Source organism: Pseudomonas cichorii, assembly GCF_003700275.1.
In the GTDB taxonomy this organism is placed as follows: domain Bacteria; phylum Pseudomonadota; class Gammaproteobacteria; order Pseudomonadales; family Pseudomonadaceae; genus Aquipseudomonas; species Aquipseudomonas cichorii_B.
The window spans coordinates 148,035-163,795 of sequence record NZ_RBRE01000013.1 but is presented as its reverse complement, the minus strand read 5'-3'; the positions used below and the strand labels follow the sequence as shown (position 1 = coordinate 163,795).

Annotated in this window: 14 protein-coding genes and 1 pseudogene; 12 read left to right on the top strand and 3 right to left on the bottom strand. The window is 58.7% G+C overall.

All coding sequences use genetic code 11. From position 1 onward, the window contains the following. The 4 genes and pseudogenes from ALQ04_RS26850 to ALQ04_RS03335 form a co-directional block, all read left to right on the top strand. Positions 1–339, top strand: a pseudogene (locus ALQ04_RS26850) (type VI secretion system tip protein VgrG); the annotation flags it as partial. Next, positions 336–3,593, top strand: a complete 3,258-nt coding sequence (locus ALQ04_RS03345; protein WP_122314435.1) for a hypothetical protein — start codon at positions 336–338, stop codon at positions 3,591–3,593. The pseudogene ALQ04_RS26850 and the gene ALQ04_RS03345, both read left to right, overlap by 4 nt. After that, positions 3,590–4,825, top strand: coding sequence for a hypothetical protein (locus ALQ04_RS27125; protein WP_259644888.1), 1,236 nt, complete (start codon positions 3,590–3,592; stop codon positions 4,823–4,825). The genes ALQ04_RS03345 and ALQ04_RS27125 overlap by 4 nt, the downstream gene beginning before the upstream one ends. A gap of 229 nt (positions 4,826–5,054) precedes the next feature. Next, positions 5,055–5,906 (top strand): hypothetical protein, encoded by an 852-nt coding sequence (locus ALQ04_RS03335; RefSeq protein WP_122314434.1) that lies wholly within the window; start codon positions 5,055–5,057, stop codon positions 5,904–5,906. Positions 5,907–6,025: 119 nt separating this feature from the next. Here the strand turns inward: ALQ04_RS03335 and ALQ04_RS03330 are convergent, their stop codons facing one another. Then, positions 6,026–7,009, bottom strand: a complete 984-nt coding sequence (locus tag ALQ04_RS03330; protein WP_122314433.1) for a TauD/TfdA family dioxygenase — start codon at positions 7,007–7,009, stop codon at positions 6,026–6,028. Positions 7,010–7,312: 303 nt separating this feature from the next. On the opposite strand from ALQ04_RS03330, the gene ALQ04_RS03325 reads away from it, so the two are divergent. Genes ALQ04_RS03325 through ALQ04_RS03290 form a run of 8 tightly spaced genes read left to right on the top strand, consistent with a single transcriptional unit; the run spans position 7,313 to position 13,504 of the window. After that, a complete protein-coding gene (locus ALQ04_RS03325; protein ID WP_122314432.1) occupies positions 7,313–8,533 on the top strand; it encodes a PepSY domain-containing protein in 1,221 nt (406 codons plus the stop codon). Continuing rightward, the gene (locus ALQ04_RS03320) at positions 8,530–9,072 is read left to right on the top strand and encodes a thiamine pyrophosphate-binding protein (protein ID WP_122314431.1); all 543 of its coding nucleotides are present in this window, start codon (positions 8,530–8,532) and stop codon (positions 9,070–9,072) included. Before ALQ04_RS03325 ends, ALQ04_RS03320 begins: the two co-directional genes overlap by 4 nt. Next, positions 9,069–9,407, top strand: a complete 339-nt coding sequence (locus ALQ04_RS03315; protein ID WP_122314430.1) for a hypothetical protein — start codon at positions 9,069–9,071, stop codon at positions 9,405–9,407. Before ALQ04_RS03320 ends, ALQ04_RS03315 begins: the two co-directional genes overlap by 4 nt. Further along, complete coding sequence (locus ALQ04_RS03310) at positions 9,404–9,976, top strand: DUF6162 family protein (RefSeq protein WP_122314429.1); 573 nt, start codon at positions 9,404–9,406, stop codon at positions 9,974–9,976. The genes ALQ04_RS03315 and ALQ04_RS03310 overlap by 4 nt, the downstream gene beginning before the upstream one ends. Before the next feature lie 35 nt (positions 9,977–10,011). Then, the gene (locus ALQ04_RS03305; protein WP_122314428.1) at positions 10,012–10,941 is read left to right on the top strand and encodes a metal ABC transporter substrate-binding protein; all 930 of its coding nucleotides are present in this window, start codon (positions 10,012–10,014) and stop codon (positions 10,939–10,941) included. Then, positions 10,938–11,687, top strand: coding sequence for a metal ABC transporter ATP-binding protein (locus tag ALQ04_RS03300; protein WP_122314427.1), 750 nt, complete (start codon positions 10,938–10,940; stop codon positions 11,685–11,687). Before ALQ04_RS03305 ends, ALQ04_RS03300 begins: the two co-directional genes overlap by 4 nt. Continuing rightward, positions 11,687–12,586 (top strand): metal ABC transporter permease, encoded by a 900-nt coding sequence (locus tag ALQ04_RS03295; RefSeq protein ID WP_122314426.1) that lies wholly within the window; start codon positions 11,687–11,689, stop codon positions 12,584–12,586. The genes ALQ04_RS03300 and ALQ04_RS03295 overlap by 1 nt, the downstream gene beginning before the upstream one ends. Further along, complete coding sequence (locus tag ALQ04_RS03290; protein WP_122314425.1) at positions 12,587–13,504, top strand: metal ABC transporter solute-binding protein, Zn/Mn family; 918 nt, start codon at positions 12,587–12,589, stop codon at positions 13,502–13,504. It begins immediately after the preceding gene. Positions 13,505–13,884: 380 nt separating this feature from the next. Here ALQ04_RS03290 and ALQ04_RS03285 read toward each other — a convergent pair whose 3' ends face one another. Together ALQ04_RS03285 and ALQ04_RS03280 are read right to left on the bottom strand one after the other, a co-directional pair. Beyond that, positions 13,885–14,112, bottom strand: coding sequence for an MbtH family protein (locus tag ALQ04_RS03285; RefSeq protein ID WP_122314424.1), 228 nt, complete (start codon positions 14,110–14,112; stop codon positions 13,885–13,887). 82 nt (positions 14,113–14,194) lie between these two features. Beyond that, positions 14,195–15,607: an aspartate aminotransferase family protein gene (locus tag ALQ04_RS03280; RefSeq protein ID WP_122314423.1), complete on the bottom strand. Its 1,413-nt coding sequence runs from the start codon at positions 15,605–15,607 to the stop codon at positions 14,195–14,197. Between the last annotated feature and the right edge of the window lie 154 nt (positions 15,608–15,761).

Below are 15,761 nucleotides of genomic sequence, written 5' to 3'. Positions count from 1 at the left end.
AAGTCCGGTGACAAGCTGGTTATCGATGCCGGCATGGAACTGACCCTCAAGGTGGGCGGCAGCTTTATCCGGCTTGATCATGGCGGCGTGGCGATCAACGGGCCGCAGGTCAGGATCAATTCCGGAGGCTATGCGGGCAGCGGCACCGAGGCATCAGCGTTGCTGCCCAGCGAACCCAAAGCAGTGGAGAAAGCCAGACCCGGCAAGGCAACCCTGACGGCACCGGCAGCAAGGCCTGGCGTCGCCAGCCAGGACGCCGAGATGCTGATCGTCGATATATGGGGCGATCCCGGGCTGGGTAATCAGTTGCTGCTTCTCGATCCGGAGCAGCAGCCATGAGCGAGTTTCGCAATAACACCATCCCTCAAGGCACCCGCAAGAAAACCGAGTACCTCAATGACCGACGCGCACAACTGGCCCTGCAGATCCAGCGTAGCGACGGCGGCATGTTACAGATTCCCATGCTCTCCGAGACCCGAAGCACCTGGGAAGAGGAAAGCATTCAACGCAACACGCTGCTCTCGATCCTGCCCCTGACCCGCCTTCCCGGTCATGACAAGCCTGAGCAATCGCCACGCGGTGGCTTGCCGCGCCGCGGACGCATTTATGTGTTCTGGAACAACGTGCTATGGCGAGAACTGGAAACCGATGGCCAGGGGCAGTTATTCGAGGTCGACATTGCTCACTGGCGCACGATTGCCCGGCAACTCGGCAATGCCGAGCAGCGCGACCCTGTGGGCATCGAACAGCATGTGATGCTGCTGCCCATGTTGTTGCAAGGACGCTTTGTCGCCGACCAGTTTCTGATGGCCTACAGCGAATTACCCTGGAGCTGGGAATACATCGACTGGCTTGAGAGCGACGCAAACCGGATCAAGGCCCGCTGCCAGAATATTGCCCGTATCTGGGACACCGCCGTGGTCGGCTCAGAACACTGGAAAACCAGCCAGACCAACCCGAGCCTGCCCGTCAGTCGCATAAGAAAAGGCCTGCGCGCACGGGACTTCAATATTGAAAGTGCCCTGCAGGATCCTCTGGAGTTTACCCCTGCGCTTTCTTCCTTCAGCGATGAGAACCTGCTCAAGCGCTTACAGATGCGCCAGGAGCAGTTGGCGCAACACCTCCAGCAACCGCCACCGCCGCCCCTTCCCGAAATCGAAGCCGGGGTGGATCTTCTGGATCAGTACCAACTACGCGATCACCGACATCTGGTCGGCCTCATTCTTGATGATCCGCTGTTTGCCGTGCGACACGCCACCGCGCAGATACGTCATTGTGTCGCCTACCTGCAAACCCTGAATGCCCTGATTGCCCATCAGCCCAACGGGCGTTACGCCCAGGTGCTGTATAGCGCTGTCGGTGGAGATCACGCCAATCTGAAAGGCAAGATCGACCTGCCGAAATTTCATGCCACGGTTTTCGAGCAGGAACGCAGGTTCGGTCGCGAATTGCTGCGCAAACACCTGATGCGCCTGGTCGCGGTCCTCGACAGGAAGCTGCCCAACGTACTGCTGGATTGGGTACATCGCCATGATCAGGCCTTGCTGGAGCCTTACAGCCTGATGGCAGATGCCCTCGGCGCCCTTGAATACCTGCCTGCCCAGGCCGATGCGCTGTGTACCGACCTGGAAATCACGGATCTGGAAACCTCCATCAGGTCCCTGGTCCAGGGCGTGCTCCAGGCCGAGCACCCGCTGGGATCGTTATTGCTGAGCAGCGATCCCGAACGCCCCCCCGAATTGCTCAAGCGCCTGATTGCCCTGCGCGACAGCGATCAGCCAGTCGAACCACAAGCCATGGGCCTGAGCACTCTGATACTCGGCACCTCCTTTATCGACAAGCTGGACGGCGCCGGGGTAGCCAAAAGCTTCGCTTACTTCATGGGCGACCTGCTGGATATTTTCGGCGCCAGCGTCGTGGCACAGATCAGCCGCTTGTCCAGCAGCGCCTCGAAAATCAAGCTCGACCGGCTCTTCACCCCAACCTTTACCACCCTCTCGGCCCTGTCGAAAAAGATGGTCGGCATTCGCCTGATGCCCATGGGCGAGGCACTGGCCAAGGAGTTGGTAGTGATCGGCATACACGGTGCAGGCTTGAGGAGAGGCCTGACCAACACCGAACGCGCAGAACTGACCCGCAAGAACTATCGCTACGCCACCCTGCACAGCCAGTCCGGCGAAACCCTGGGCAGTACCAGTGCCAAAGGCAGCGGCAAGAATGACCCGATGCTGCGCAATATTCTGGTTATTGCCCTCCCCAAGGAACATCCGGAACTGGAGAGCTACAGCAACTTTCGGGTGAAGTTTGGTGCGCTGACCCAGTACATGGAGAAGACCAAGATAGTGCCGACGCTGATGCTGGGGTTGGCGGTTTATAACCTGGTGGTTCAGATGGATTCCTTTAAGGACTTCAAAGCGGATGGAAAGGGACTTCGTGGGGTAATTGGCGCCAGCAGTGCGTTTTTCGATATGGCAGCTGCCCTTAGTAACCACAGCAAACTTCTTTTAGGCACAAGAGCTAAGCGCTACCTCACTAAGCCCCGATTCAACGTAGAAAAAATATTACCTTACTGGGCAAGAATTCTTGAAAAGCAGACAGGGAGCCCAAAGCTTCCCCTTCTTCGTACTATAGGCGGTGTAGCCACACTCATTAGCGCGACAATAAGCGTTTGGGACAGTTATCGAGCCTATAAAGCTGGTGATTACGCACTCTCCGCCAGTTATGCAGTCATTGCTACGGGAAGTATTCTGTGGGGCCTCTATGCCATAGGTCTTGTGGCCAATCCCTTGGCACTCCTGATTGGTGTTGGAATGGCCATTGGAGGCGTGCTGCATGCCAATATATTGTCTGACAACGAAGCAGAATTGGCTGTTCGCTATGGCCCCTTCGGCACCGACGCCCTCACCGGCCAGATGCCAACTACGGAAAACCCGCAACATTTCATGCACCTGAAAGACCCGCTCATTGCCTATCAGCAACTGGCAGGCATTCTGGGCAAACCCAAAATTACCGTAATGCGGCTCGCCGATTGGCGTAGACAGGCTCCGGCCTCCAACCTTGAGGCGTTGCAGGCTGCCGATCAAGGACGCAAACCTCCGACGGACACCCACACACAAACCATCAGACCTGATTACAAGGCTCTTAACGACGAAGACTGGGTGGTGACATTGAGCACGCCCTTATTGGCGACGTTCGGTAATGACTCAAACCATCTTCAACTGGTAGGCCATGAGTTTCACTCTACATTGGACACCGGCCAGGCCTATGCCACCAGGCAACATCACTGGCAACCCTCCGGCACACCAAAACTGGCCGCAGTACCGCTGAATGCAAACAGTGTGCTGTATGTACTGCCCTCGTTCATTGAAGCCTCCCTGTCCAGTGCGCGCTTCAGAAGAACCGAAGGGATGAAGATAAGTCTCCAAGTCGAACTTCGCGCCGAACCGGACAGCCCGCCTCTGGTACTTCCCCAGCCCCACCCGAAAAAATGGCAACCCTTCACTCCAGGCCATCGTCGGGCGCCGCCCGGTCAGCCTCCAGCAGAAAACCTTCCCTTGTATTGGCAAATAGAAACCGTCGAGTTATCCATATGAACGCAGATATAGATACACCCTACAACCCTGGCGCCTACCGAGGCGACAGCCACGAGCCTCTGCCGCCACCAACAAGATATGCCCATCTCAACCGCAATGGCCTGTTCGACACTCATATTGCCTTTGGTAATTACTCGGGTCTCGACCCGGCTACAGAAATCACCCTGCAACTGGAATGCGAAGAGCATCGAATTTATCAGAAGCAGGAAGAACGCGGTGAGAGGCAGGAAGTATATTGCGATGCAAAGCGCTGGCGATTTCAAAACTCCAGCAAGATTCCACATTTATTGTTTGTTCTCAGATTAATATGTTTTCCATTTATATGGATTCCTTGGGGGATGGGTATTTTTTATCTTTCCCTAGAAGAACTTGGATACGAAAGATATCCAACCGAAACTGCTTTCCTCATAGCACTGACATCTACAGTTTTAATGATTATCTCGCTTGCCACACACATGTCAGGACAAAAACTGGCCCATTACATTCAAATTTCCGGCTTTTTGGTCTGCGCAGCCATCGTCCTCTGGCTAAAAGGCACCCTCTGGGGCAGCAGCGAAATGCATATTTCCTTCTGGCTTGGCACCTTTCTCTACTTCATGGGTGCCATCGGTTTCGATTGTCTGCTCTGGCTGCACAGCATCATCAGCCGTCACGACGGCAGCGAGTTCAATCGAGTGGACGGCATGGTCCGTTTCAAGCGGCGCTTTCGGCGCCTGTTCGTCGCACCGTTCGAGGAGTTCGATGCGGTGATCACGTTGCTGCCAAGCGGCTATGGTTCTCACGACTACGCGATCACCCTTTATCACCGTTACACCAACACCCGACTCTGTCTCGCCACCAAGATGCATTCCCTGGGACTGGACAAGACCAATGCCCTGGCCTTCTGGGATTGTCTGCAACGTTATATGGACGTGACCCAGCCCCTGCCCGACCTTCCGGTGCTGGAACAGAGCCGCCATCTGGACCCGACCAGCATCGCCCACGACGCCCGCACCGGCCGCAAGCCCCGCCGCTGGCGCGATCAAGCCACTCGCGGTTGGAAATCAAACGGAGAAAAGCGGCTCAACGAGCAATTGCAACGCTATCCATGGCAGCAACAGCCGTGCGTCATCAAAGCACGGTTGAGCGAAGAGCTAACGATTGAAGCCTGGTATCGCGCTCAGGAAGCCAAGGGGATTCAGTCAACACCAAGGGCTGAGGACTTCATGCGCCGCCCGGATTACGACGAATGACCGGCATGCACCACTCCTGCGCCATTACCACACTATCTCCGTGGGCAAAATCGGCTTTGCTTGTCTACGCTGATTGCATGGCACTTTCAATTGTCAGGACGACAACGAGCCAACCTACAGGACTGGATATGCCCTTTCCCGACCCGAAGATAGCGGAACAGAAACGCCATCTGACGCCCAAGCGGCAGCACCCGCCAAAAGTCTGTGGGCGCACGCGACACGACCGCTCATGGCTGGAAACCTCGAAAAAAGGAACCTGAACACGCAATTGCAACTCTACCAATGGCAACGACCACCGTGCGTCCTCAACTCACTCTTGAGCGAAGAGCTGACTATCGAAGCCTGGTACAGCACTCAGGAAGCCAAGGGGATTCAAGCCATATCCACGGCAGGGACCTCCGTCTGCTCCCTCATTACGACAAGTGAAAACATGACCACAGACAAGAAGACCCACTATTGCGCCAATGCCTCGCGCAGCGACGACCATAAAACTCCTGCGCCACAGCTCAGGGCTATCAACCATCCGTTCGATAACTCTTGTGCCTCTGGCAATCACGCTGGCCTTGAGCCTGTCTCGCAAATCACCCTTCCACTGGAAGAGTCCGGTAAAAGACCGGAAGCGGGTTGCGACACACATCACCGGCAACTTCAGCCCCCCAGCAACCTCACGGACCTGCTCTTTGTATTCAAAACGTTCAGTTTTCTCTTTGTATGGGCGCTTTGGGGGATGGGAACCTTCTATTCGGCAATTCTTGGCCTGGAATACGGGAACCTTGCAGCTGAAACCATCAACCTGTTAGCCGCCATATCGGCTGCCTTGATGGTGGGCTCACTGGCTCTTTATGTGTCAGGAAACAAAGCCATTCATATCATTCAAATTTTCGGGCTCACCCTCTACGCCAACCTCCTTCTAGGACTGAAAGGCACCCTCTGGGGCGGTAGCGAAATGCACATTGCCTTCTGGGCAGGCACCTTTCTGTATTTCATGAGCACGGTTGGCTGCTATGGCCTGCTCTGGCTGCGTCGCAAGTTCAGCACCATGCCTGGCGACAGCAACCGTATGTCATCAAGTCATCCTTGATCAGGGTTTGTAAGTAAAGTGGCTGCGCTCAGGAAGCCAAGGGCATTCAGGCGACGCCCAAGGCTGAAGATTTCATCTCGGGTCCTGACGCCGATCAGGGCTGAATGAAAAAAACGCCATCACCTGCCTGATTCGGAATGCCCCTGCGCCATGGCAACCACCACCTTGCGCTTGCCGGTAAACGGCGAGCGGGCGTGGGCCGAGAGCATGTTGTCGAGCATCAGGACATCGTTTTCCAGCCACGGAAAGCTGACCGTGCACTCATCGAGCACACCACGAACCTCATCCAGCAGGCTTTCTTCGATGGCCGAGCCGTCGCCATAGTAGACGTTGCGCGGCAGGTCTTCTTCATCCACCACATCGAGCAGGGTTTCACGCACTTCCGGCTGCAGGTTGGAAATGTGGAACAGATGCGCCTGGTTGAACCACACCATGTCCTGGGTCACCGGATGACGTGCGACCGCCTGGCAGATCTGCCGGGTGCGCAGTTCACCATCGTCTTTCCATTCACATTGAATGTTGTGGGCCCGGCAGTAGGCTTCGACGACGCTTTCGTCCTCGGTGTTGAACACCTGGCTCCAGTCCACATCCAGGCCATTGCCGAAGTTGCGCACGTACATCAGCTTCTTGTCGACGAAGCGCTCACGAATCCGTGCAGGGATCCGGCGATAGATTTCACGGCTGTCGGCAATGGGAGTTTCACCGCCGGTTTGCGCAGCGATCATGCTGTAGAACCAGATACGCATCGGCCATTCCAGGGTGTAGGCCTGCTCGTTGTGCAGGGGAATGCTCTGGTGGGCCGGGTATTCGGTGGAGGTGTAGACGCCTTTGGTCACGTTGCTGCGCGGCGTGGAGCCGAACTCATAGTTGAGCAACGGGTCGCCGAACCCGGCGGCGAATTCACGGAATGCTTCGGCCCCCCCGACATTGAAGCCGCGAAACAGGATCCCGCCACTGCGATACAGGTGCTCGGCAACCAGTGGTTTGAACTGACCGAGGGCTTCCATCAGATCCAGGCCCGGCTCGGGAGCCTCGACCAGCATGGGCAAGCTACCGGCTCCAGCCTGCAATGGCCGGATATTCAAACTCAATGTATGACTCATGATGACTCTCCCTTGATGGCAAAGCGTCCGAGCCCCAACGGCCTGACGCAACACCGACGTCCTGATTTAACGTATCCGGTTGCCTGAAAATTAGGTTTTTCCGGCAGAAAGGCTGCACACCGGGGCAACCTGAAACATTTTCTTTCATTTAAACTAAAGGAATAATTACATCATTTACATTCTCATTCGTCTTTATTGAATGCAGCGGCAGCATCGGCAAAAAGCCATGACCGTTTTTTACACCAAAGAGTCTGGCCATCCCTGAAGGCGCAGCTCCACACCGTGAATCGAGACCGTTTATTCATGTCCAAGAAGTCCCGCTCAAAAATCTGGTTTCTCGTCCACAGCTGGCTGGCGTTGCCGATCTGGTTTTTCGTGCTGATCGTGTGCGTTACCGGAACCCTGGCAGTGGTCAGCAAGGAAATCATGTGGCTGGCCAACCCGGAAATGCGCGCAGTCAAGCCATCAGACGATGCGCAACGCCTGAGCTTCGAGCAGATCCGGGCGACGATAGAGCGTAACGAACCGAACCTGATTATCGGTACGATGATGCAGCCGGACGGCGAGTATTTCGCCCTGAGCGTCAACGTGACCTACCCCGACGGGCGCTCCGTACCTGCCTACGTGAATCCGTACACCGGCCTTATCCAGGGCGTCACGCCTTCGTTCGACTTCCGGCGTTTCACCCGCGCCCTGCACGGCTGGTGGCTGGTGCCCTTCACCAATGGCTATTCCTGGGGCTGGTATCTGGTGTCGTTCCTCGGCCTGCCGTTGCTGGTTTCGTTGATCACCGGGCTGATGGTCTACAAGAAGTTCTGGAAAGGCTTCCTCAAGCCCACGCTGCGCCTCAGGCAGGGTGCACGAATCTTCTGGGGCGACTTTCACCGGCTGAGCGGCATCTGGTCGATCTGGTTCATTGCCGTCATCTCCATCACCGGCACCTGGTTCCTGATCCAGGCCCTGCTCTGGGATAACCAGATCAGCATTTCCAGCAAATCCCAAGCGGCTTCCATCATTCCCCACAGCAGTGTGCCTCTTACCGCTGACGGCAGCCCTGCCCCGACCATCAGCCTGGACAAGGCCATCGAGATCGCCCGGCAACGGATTCCCGGCCTCGACGCCAGCTTCATCAGCCCGCCGAGCAATGCCTACAGCAACATGGAGGTCGGGGGCCGCAGCTGGTATCCGTTGATGTACCAGACCGCCGAGATCAACCCGTACAGCGGCGAGATTGCCACTTCGCACTTGCTGTCGGACCGCAACAAGCTGGAGTTCGTCACCGAATCCATGCGCCCCCTGCATACCGGCGACTTCGGCGGGATCTGGATCAAGCTGATCTGGGCCTTCTTCGGTCTGCTGCTGAGCATGATGGTCCTCAGCGGCCTGCTGATCTGGAGCAAACGCACGGCACTGGCCACCCTCAACGCCCTGAAGCGCGACGCCAAGACCGAAAAGGCTGCCAGCAGAACCCCCCAGCCATCGCGACCGACCCTGGCCACCGAGATTCCGGAGAACAACCTGTGAGCAAGGCCGTAACCGCACCACCTGTTTCGACCCTGGGCCAGATCTGGAAGAAATGGCGATTCCACATCAACATCCTGCTGGTGCTGATACCGCTGGGTTTCATGCCCAAGTATTTCGCCGATAACGCCCTGTCCCGTGGCGATCAGGGTCTTGGGCAGCGAGACATTGGCGAAGTCCAGGTTGGCCCATGGAGCATGAAACTGGCCGAAGAGCGCACGGAAGCACCAATCTTTTCCGGGGCTTCCGGCTACATGAAAAACTTCAACGCCTCGCTGTGCGAGCGCTGCGCCGATCAGGTCAAGGCGACTTACCTGCGCATCGGCAAGCCCCGCAGCCTGCGTACCGCCGGGGTGATCTTTTTTGGCGTGGCCTATCGCATGACTGCGTTCATGCAGATCCCGGAAAACACCGATCCCGACCTTGACCTGTGGATCACCATGGAAGGTTGGGACGGCTCCGTGCACCAGACCTCCATTCCTCTGCAACAAGCCTCTCCTACGACCGTAGCCTGGCTGAAAAAACAAGGAGCCACAAAATGATCGTACGCTTCTCACTGCGCCGGTTGACTGCTGGCGGCCTGTTCCTGCTGGGCGCCGCATTTGCCGGCAATGCCCTGGCGCACAACCCGATGTGCGAGTGCAAACAGATCGACAGCGAGCAGATTCGCTGCACCGGGGGCTTTTCCGATGGCAGCGGCGCACCGGGCGTGACCCTGGACGTCATCGGCTATGACGAAACCATTCTGGTGCCCGGCAAGCTGGGGGAGGATTCGACCCTGACCTTCAAACGCCCTTCCGCCGAGTTCTACGTTCTGTTCGATGCAGGCCCGGGCCATGTCGTGGAAATCGACCAAGCCGATATCGAGGCCCCATGAGCAGCCCGACCCGACAGATCGTCCGACCGGCCGGTGCCGGCCATGAAACCCTTTACGTGCTGCTGTTGTGCCTGTTGATCCTGAGCGTTGCCGCCACGGTGGTGGGCCTGCGCGGTGAAAAGCATGAAGCAGAAACAGTCGCCAGCCATCAACTGGATGCCCGTCGCGACCTGAGCGCCGCCGAGCAAGGCATTTACGCCGACCTGCGGGTGACCCTCGACGAAGTGCGGCTGCTGACCCAGGAGCAACATACTCCGGTAACCCCACAACAACTGGATGAAGAAGGCTTTGCGCCTTTTGCCCGGGACGCCAGCTCCGTCAGCCGCGGCAATCATGCCTGGCAAATGCTCGAGCATTCCTATCTGGGCCTGAGTCAGGCACCGACGGTCGCCGGCTCGTTTCTGCTGCGCATCGAAGCTGGTGACCAACAGCAGGCCGATATCTGGATCACCCGCAGTGCTTCTGCGACCGCACCGACCGACCTCAGCGACAAGGCCCTGATCAGCGCAGGCTGGCAAGAGGTCGTCGCGCAATTCGATGCCGGAGTCACCCGCGAGCATCGACACTGAACCCACGCATTCACTGAAAAGAAGACCGCTTGCCCATGCCTATTTCATTGAAACGCCGTCCATTGCTGCGCGTCGTACTGGTTGGCCTGTTCGCCACGCTACTCGCGCCACTGGCCAATGCCGATCCGGCCAAGCGCCTGCGCATCGGCATCACCCTGCATCCTTACTACAGCTATGTCAGCAATATCGTCGGCGACAAAGCCGAAGTGGTGCCGCTGATTCCTGCCGGGTTCAACCCCCACGCCTATGAACCCCGCGCCGAAGACATCAAGCGCATCGGTTCGCTGGACGTGGTGGTGCTCAACGGTGTGGGCCATGACGACTTTGCCGACCGCATGATCGAAGCCAGCGAAAAACCGGATATCGCAACCATCGAAGCCAACGCCGATGTACCGCTGCTGGCCGCCACCGGGATTGCGGCACGTGGCGCCGGCAAGGTGGTCAACCCGCATACCTTCCTGTCGATCAGCGCGTCCATTGCCCAGGTCAACAACATTGCCCGCGAACTGGGCAAGCTCGACCCGGACAACGCCAAGGCCTACAGCGCCAATGCCCGCGCCTACGGCAAACGTCTGCGGCAGATGCGTGCCGACGCCCTGGCCAAACTGACCAAGGCACCGAATGCCGACCTGCGAGTCGCCACCGTGCATGCGGCTTACGACTACCTGCTGCGCGAGTTCGGCCTGGAAGTCACTGCCGTAGTCGAGCCCGCCCATGGCATCGAACCGAGCCCAAGCCAGTTGAAGAAAACCATCGACCAACTGCGCGAGCTGGACGTGAAAGTGATTTTCTCGGAGATGGATTTCCCGTCCACCTACGTCGATACCATCCAGCGTGAGTCCGGGGTCAAGCTCTACCCGCTGTCACACATTTCCTATGGCGAATACAGCGCCGACAAGTACGAGAAGGAAATGAAAGGCAACCTGGACACCGTAGTCCGGGCCATTCAGGAGGCAGGCGCATGACCGCTGCCGAACAGATCTCCCTCGCCAGCCGTGGGCCGGGAATCGAGTTTGCCGATGTCAGCCTGACGCTGGGACGCACCACCATTCTCGACCGCATCAACTTCAATGTGCGAGCTGGCAGCATCCATGCGCTGGTCGGGCCGAACGGCGGCGGCAAAAGCTCGCTGATCAAGACCATGCTTGGCCAGATGCCGCATCAGGGCCAGCTCAGCCTTCAATGGCCAGCAGCTCCCGGCCTGATCGGTTACGTACCCCAGGCCCTGGAGTTCGATCGAGGCCTGCCGATGACCGTCGACGACTTCATGGCTGCCATGTGCCAGCGCCGCCCGGCGTTTCTTGGTCTGTCCCGGCATTACGCTGCAGCGATTGGCGACGCGCTGGAGCGTGTCGGCATGCAGGACAAACGCAAGCGGCGCATGGGCGCACTGTCCGGTGGCGAACGCCAGCGTGTACTGCTGGCCCAGGGTTTGATTCCGGCACCGCAACTGCTGGTACTGGACGAGCCGATGTCGGCCCTCGATGAAGCCGGCATCCAGGTCTTCGAGCGCCTGCTCGGCGACTGGCGTCAGGCAGGCATCACGGTGCTGTGGATCGAGCACGATCTGGAAGCCGTCAAGCGCCTGGCCGATCAGGTCACCGGGCTTAATCGCCGCGTGCTGTTCGATGAACCGGCACACAGTGCCCTGACACCCGAGCGACTGCTGACGCTGTTCTCCGCCCATCCACGAACCGGGAGTGCTGCGTGATGGATTACGAAAGCTTTCGCCTGTTCATTCAGGGCCTGGCTTCATCCGGCTACCTGCCAGAAGCCTTGGCCTATGGTTTCGTGGTCAACGCCCTGCTCGCCGGCCTGCTGATCGGCCCGGTGCTGGGTGGCCTGGGGACGCTGGTGGTGGTCAAGCGCTTCGCGTTCTTCTCCGAAGCCGTGGGCCATGCTGCACTGACCGGAGTGGCCATCGGCATCCTGCTCGGCGAACCCTACACCGGCCCTTATGGCAGCCTGTTCGGTTACTGCCTGCTGTTCGGCATCGTGCTCAACTACCTGCGCAACCGCACCGGCCTGGCACCGGACACCCTGATCGGCGTGTTCCTGTCGGTCTCCCTGGCCCTGGGCGCCAGCCTGTTGCTGATCCTGGCTGGCAAGATCAACGTGCACATCCTGGAAAACGTCCTGTTCGGCTCGGTGCTGACCGTCAACGGCAATGACCTGCTGGTGCTGCTGATTGTCGGCTCACTGGTCATGGGCCTGAGCCTGCCGCTCTACAACCGTATCATGCTGGCCAGTTTCAACCCGCAACTGGCCGCCGTGCGCGGGGTGGCGGTCAAGACTCTGGATTACCTGTTCGTGATTCTGGTGACCCTGATTACCGTGGCCGCCGTGAAAGTCATCGGCGCGATTCTGGTCGGTGCCTTGCTGGTGATTCCGGCAGCCGCTGCGCGCTTGCTGAGCCAGTCGCTCAAAGGTTTCTTCTGGATTTCGGTCGCCATCGCCACCGTCAGCACCTTGTGCGGGATCCTGCTGCCGATCGTCTTCGACCTGCCGGTTCCGTCCGGCGCGGCGATCATTCTGGTGGCGGGTATCGCCTTCGCCCTGGCCGCAGTCGCTCGCGGCACAGTGCCAAGCCTCAAAGGGAATATCGGATAAATGTCTACTCTGCGTACCTTGACTCTCGCCCTGGCCCTCACCGGTCTGTTCAGTAATAGCCTGCAAGCCGCCGAAACCAAAAGTGCCAGCCAGGAACCGATTCGGGTCCTGGCCAGCCTGCCCATCACTTATGGCCTGGGGCAGATTCTGCTCAAGGACAGCGGCGTGGTGCTGGAGCGTGCAGCGGCAGCCAACCTGCCGGGTTCACGCCAGACCGCCTATTTCACGGGCCGTGGCGCGGAAGCACTGCGCAAATTGAGTGTCGAGGCCGATGCAGTGATCGGGTTGCGCTCGATCTGGGCCGATGACCCGCTCTACCCCAATGCCCGACGCAGCAATATCCGCATCGTCGAAATCGACGCGGCCCGCCCGGTGGATGGCAGCTTGCCGGGTATCGCCCTGCAAGCAGGACAAGGTGCGGATGGTTTGCACAGTCAGCCATGGCTGGCCAGTAATAACCTGGGACGCATGGCCGATGTGATGGCCGCCGACCTGGTGCGTCTGGCTCCGGCCGCCAAGCCACGTATCGAAGCCAATCTGGCAGCCCTCAAGCAACAATTGCTCAAGCTCAGTGCTGCCAGCGAAGCCAGTCTGGCCAGCGCCGATAATCTGAGTGTGGTGAGCCTGTCGGACCGCTTCGGTTATTTGATCAGTGGCCTGAATCTGGAGCTGATCGACACTCAGGTGCTCACGGATGAGCAGTGGACGCCTGAGGCTCTGCAAAAGCTGACCGCGACGCTCAAGGATAACGATGTGGCGTTGGTGCTGGAGCATCGACAGCCGCCGGAATCGGTGAAGGCCGCGGTTGCTGAGGCGGGCAGCAAGTTGCTGGTGCTAGGGATCGATGGTGAGGATCCGCTGACTGAACTGCAGGGCAATATTGATCAGGTGATTGGTGGGTTGGGGGGCAAGGGCTGACAGTCAGGCTTTCGGAGGTTGGCATGTCCTGATTTTTCGGTGTCACCACTAGCGGTTCGGCCTTCCCTTACGTCGTAATCGTATCCTGGCTCAACATCAAAGGCTCAGGTACCAACCCTGTGAGAGGGGCCTTGACCACGACGGCGTATTACAACCAACAAATAAATACGGGTCATCGGCAGGGGCGGATTTATCCGCGAAGAGGCCCGTACATTCACAGAATCTGCGTCGCCAGAAAGAATGTCTTCCCGGATAAATCCGGTCCCACCTCATGGCAATGTGTTGCCCGCAATGATGTATCCGCGCTCACACAATCACACACGGCTCATACAAAAACGCCCCGACACTGTCGGGGCGTCTGGCTTGTTGCGCTCGGGCAATCAATGCACGGAAGCAGCCTGTGCTTCCATCTTCTGGCGCAGGCTCAGTGGACGCATGTCAGTCCACACGTCCTCGATGTATGCCAGGCATTCCTTCTTGAAGCCGCTCTTGCCCACGGTGCGCCAGCCGTTGGGGATTGCCTTGTAATCAGGCCAGATGGAATATTGCTCTTCGTGGTTGACCACGACCTGAAAGACGATGTCGTCGCGGTCGAATACTGAAGTCATTGCTGCTCTCCATGAGTTATTCAGTGCCGATGCGCCAATTCACAGCGGCTATGTAGAGTGAACGTATCGCTACGTCGAAAAATTAAAGACTGGCGACTGCCGCCGAAAGCGCCCGGCCGAATATAGCGGCCACTTCGTCGATCTGCTCGGCAGTAATCACCAGCGGTGGCAGGAAGCGTACGACGCTGCCGTGGCGACCGCCAAGCTCCAGAATCAGGCCGCGCTTGAGGCATTCGCGCTGGACCAGCGGTGCCAGGCGAGCGAAGACCGGTGGATGTCCCAATGCATCGGGAGCACCGTTCGGGTCCACCAGCTCGACACCGAGCATCAGGCCACGACCACGAATATCCCCCAGTTGCGGGAAATCGCGTTGCAGCTCGCGCAGGTGCCTGGTCAAACGTTCGCCAACAGTGTTCACGTGCTCGCAGACGTCATGCTCCTTGAGATAACGCATCACCGCGGAACCCGCAGCCATGGCCATCTGGTTGCCCCGGAATGTCCCGGCGTGTGCGCCCGGCTGCCAGGTATCCAGCCATTGGCGATAAACCACCACCGCCAGCGGCAGGCTGCCGCCGATGGCCTTGGACAGCACCACCACATCGGGAACGATTCCGGCGTGCTCGAAGGCAAACATCTTTCCGGTACGGGCAAAGCCGCTCTGGATCTCATCGACGATCAGGGCAATACCGGCTTTCCCGGTGATCCTGCGCAGGCCGCGCAGCCAGTCCAGATCGGCCGGAATCACCCCACCCTCGCCCTGCACCACCTCGACAATCACCGCCGCCGGTAGCTGCACACCGGCCTCTGGATCGTTGAGCAGGTTTTCCAGGTAATTCAGATTGGCCCTGACGCCCTGCGCGCCGCCCAGACCGAACGGGCAACGGTAATCATAGGGGTACGGCATGAACTGCACGCCGGAACTCAGCAAGGCCCCCAGCGGCTTTTTCGGACCCAGGCTGCCCATCAGGCTCAAGGCACCCTGGCTCATGCCGTGATAACCGCCCTGGAACGACAACACCGTGCTGCGCCCGGTCGCGGTACGCACCAGTTTCAGCGCGGCTTCCACGGCATCGGTGCCGGTCGGGCCGCAGAACTGGATTTTCGCTTCCTGCGCCAGCTCCTGGGGCAACAACCCGAACAGGTCCTGTACGAACTGATCCTTGACCGGTGTGGTGAGGTCCAGGGTATGCAACGGCAATTCGTCGCTGATGACCTGCTGGATAGCCTCGATCACCACCGGATGGTTATGCCCCAGGGCCAGCGTACCGGCTCCTGCCAGGCAATCGATGAAGCGCCGCCCTTCGACGTCCTCGACATGAATGCCCCTGGCGCGCTTGAGCGCCAGCGGAATGCGCCGCGGATAGCTGCGGGCGTTGGATTCCTGGCGGCTCTGCCGGGCCAACAAGGGCGACTCGTCGAACTGGTAAAGCGTCTCGGCAGGTTCCGGAGCGGTCCGGACCGGCTGATCTTCAATAAGCCTGGTAGCGACTGACATCTATGCAACCCTCAATACGCTGTCGATAAGCGAAATCTTTAAGTGGCCTGGAGCACGACCCTTGAGTCGTGCCAGGTCAGGCGTTCATTGCTTCATTGAGAAACGCGCCAGCCGTCTGCGGATTTACACCCGCTCACGGCTTTTTTATCCGCCG

What these genes read in the sequence shown, in the direction of transcription:
- ALQ04_RS03300 (WP_122314427.1), top strand. Translation starts at nt 10,938, where the DNA reads ATGACCGCTGCCGAACAGATCTCCCTCGCCAGCCGTGGGCCGGGAATC.
- ALQ04_RS03325 (WP_122314432.1), top strand. Translation starts at nt 7,313, where the DNA reads ATGTCCAAGAAGTCCCGCTCAAAAATCTGGTTTCTCGTCCACAGCTGG.
- ALQ04_RS03315 (WP_122314430.1), top strand. Translation starts at nt 9,069, where the DNA reads ATGATCGTACGCTTCTCACTGCGCCGGTTGACTGCTGGCGGCCTGTTC.
- ALQ04_RS03305 (WP_122314428.1), top strand. Translation starts at nt 10,012, where the DNA reads ATGCCTATTTCATTGAAACGCCGTCCATTGCTGCGCGTCGTACTGGTT.
- ALQ04_RS03285 (WP_122314424.1), bottom strand. Translation starts at nt 14,112, where the DNA reads ATGACTTCAGTATTCGACCGCGACGACATCGTCTTTCAGGTCGTGGTC.
- ALQ04_RS03345 (WP_122314435.1), top strand. Translation starts at nt 336, where the DNA reads ATGAGCGAGTTTCGCAATAACACCATCCCTCAAGGCACCCGCAAGAAA.
- ALQ04_RS03280 (WP_122314423.1), bottom strand. Translation starts at nt 15,607, where the DNA reads ATGTCAGTCGCTACCAGGCTTATTGAAGATCAGCCGGTCCGGACCGCT.
- ALQ04_RS03290 (WP_122314425.1), top strand. Translation starts at nt 12,587, where the DNA reads ATGTCTACTCTGCGTACCTTGACTCTCGCCCTGGCCCTCACCGGTCTG.
- ALQ04_RS03295 (WP_122314426.1), top strand. Translation starts at nt 11,687, where the DNA reads ATGGATTACGAAAGCTTTCGCCTGTTCATTCAGGGCCTGGCTTCATCC.
- ALQ04_RS03310 (WP_122314429.1), top strand. Translation starts at nt 9,404, where the DNA reads ATGAGCAGCCCGACCCGACAGATCGTCCGACCGGCCGGTGCCGGCCAT.
- ALQ04_RS03330 (WP_122314433.1), bottom strand. Translation starts at nt 7,009, where the DNA reads ATGAGTCATACATTGAGTTTGAATATCCGGCCATTGCAGGCTGGAGCC.
- ALQ04_RS27125 (WP_259644888.1), top strand. Translation starts at nt 3,590, where the DNA reads ATGAACGCAGATATAGATACACCCTACAACCCTGGCGCCTACCGAGGC.
- ALQ04_RS03335 (WP_122314434.1), top strand. Translation starts at nt 5,055, where the DNA reads ATGGCTGGAAACCTCGAAAAAAGGAACCTGAACACGCAATTGCAACTC.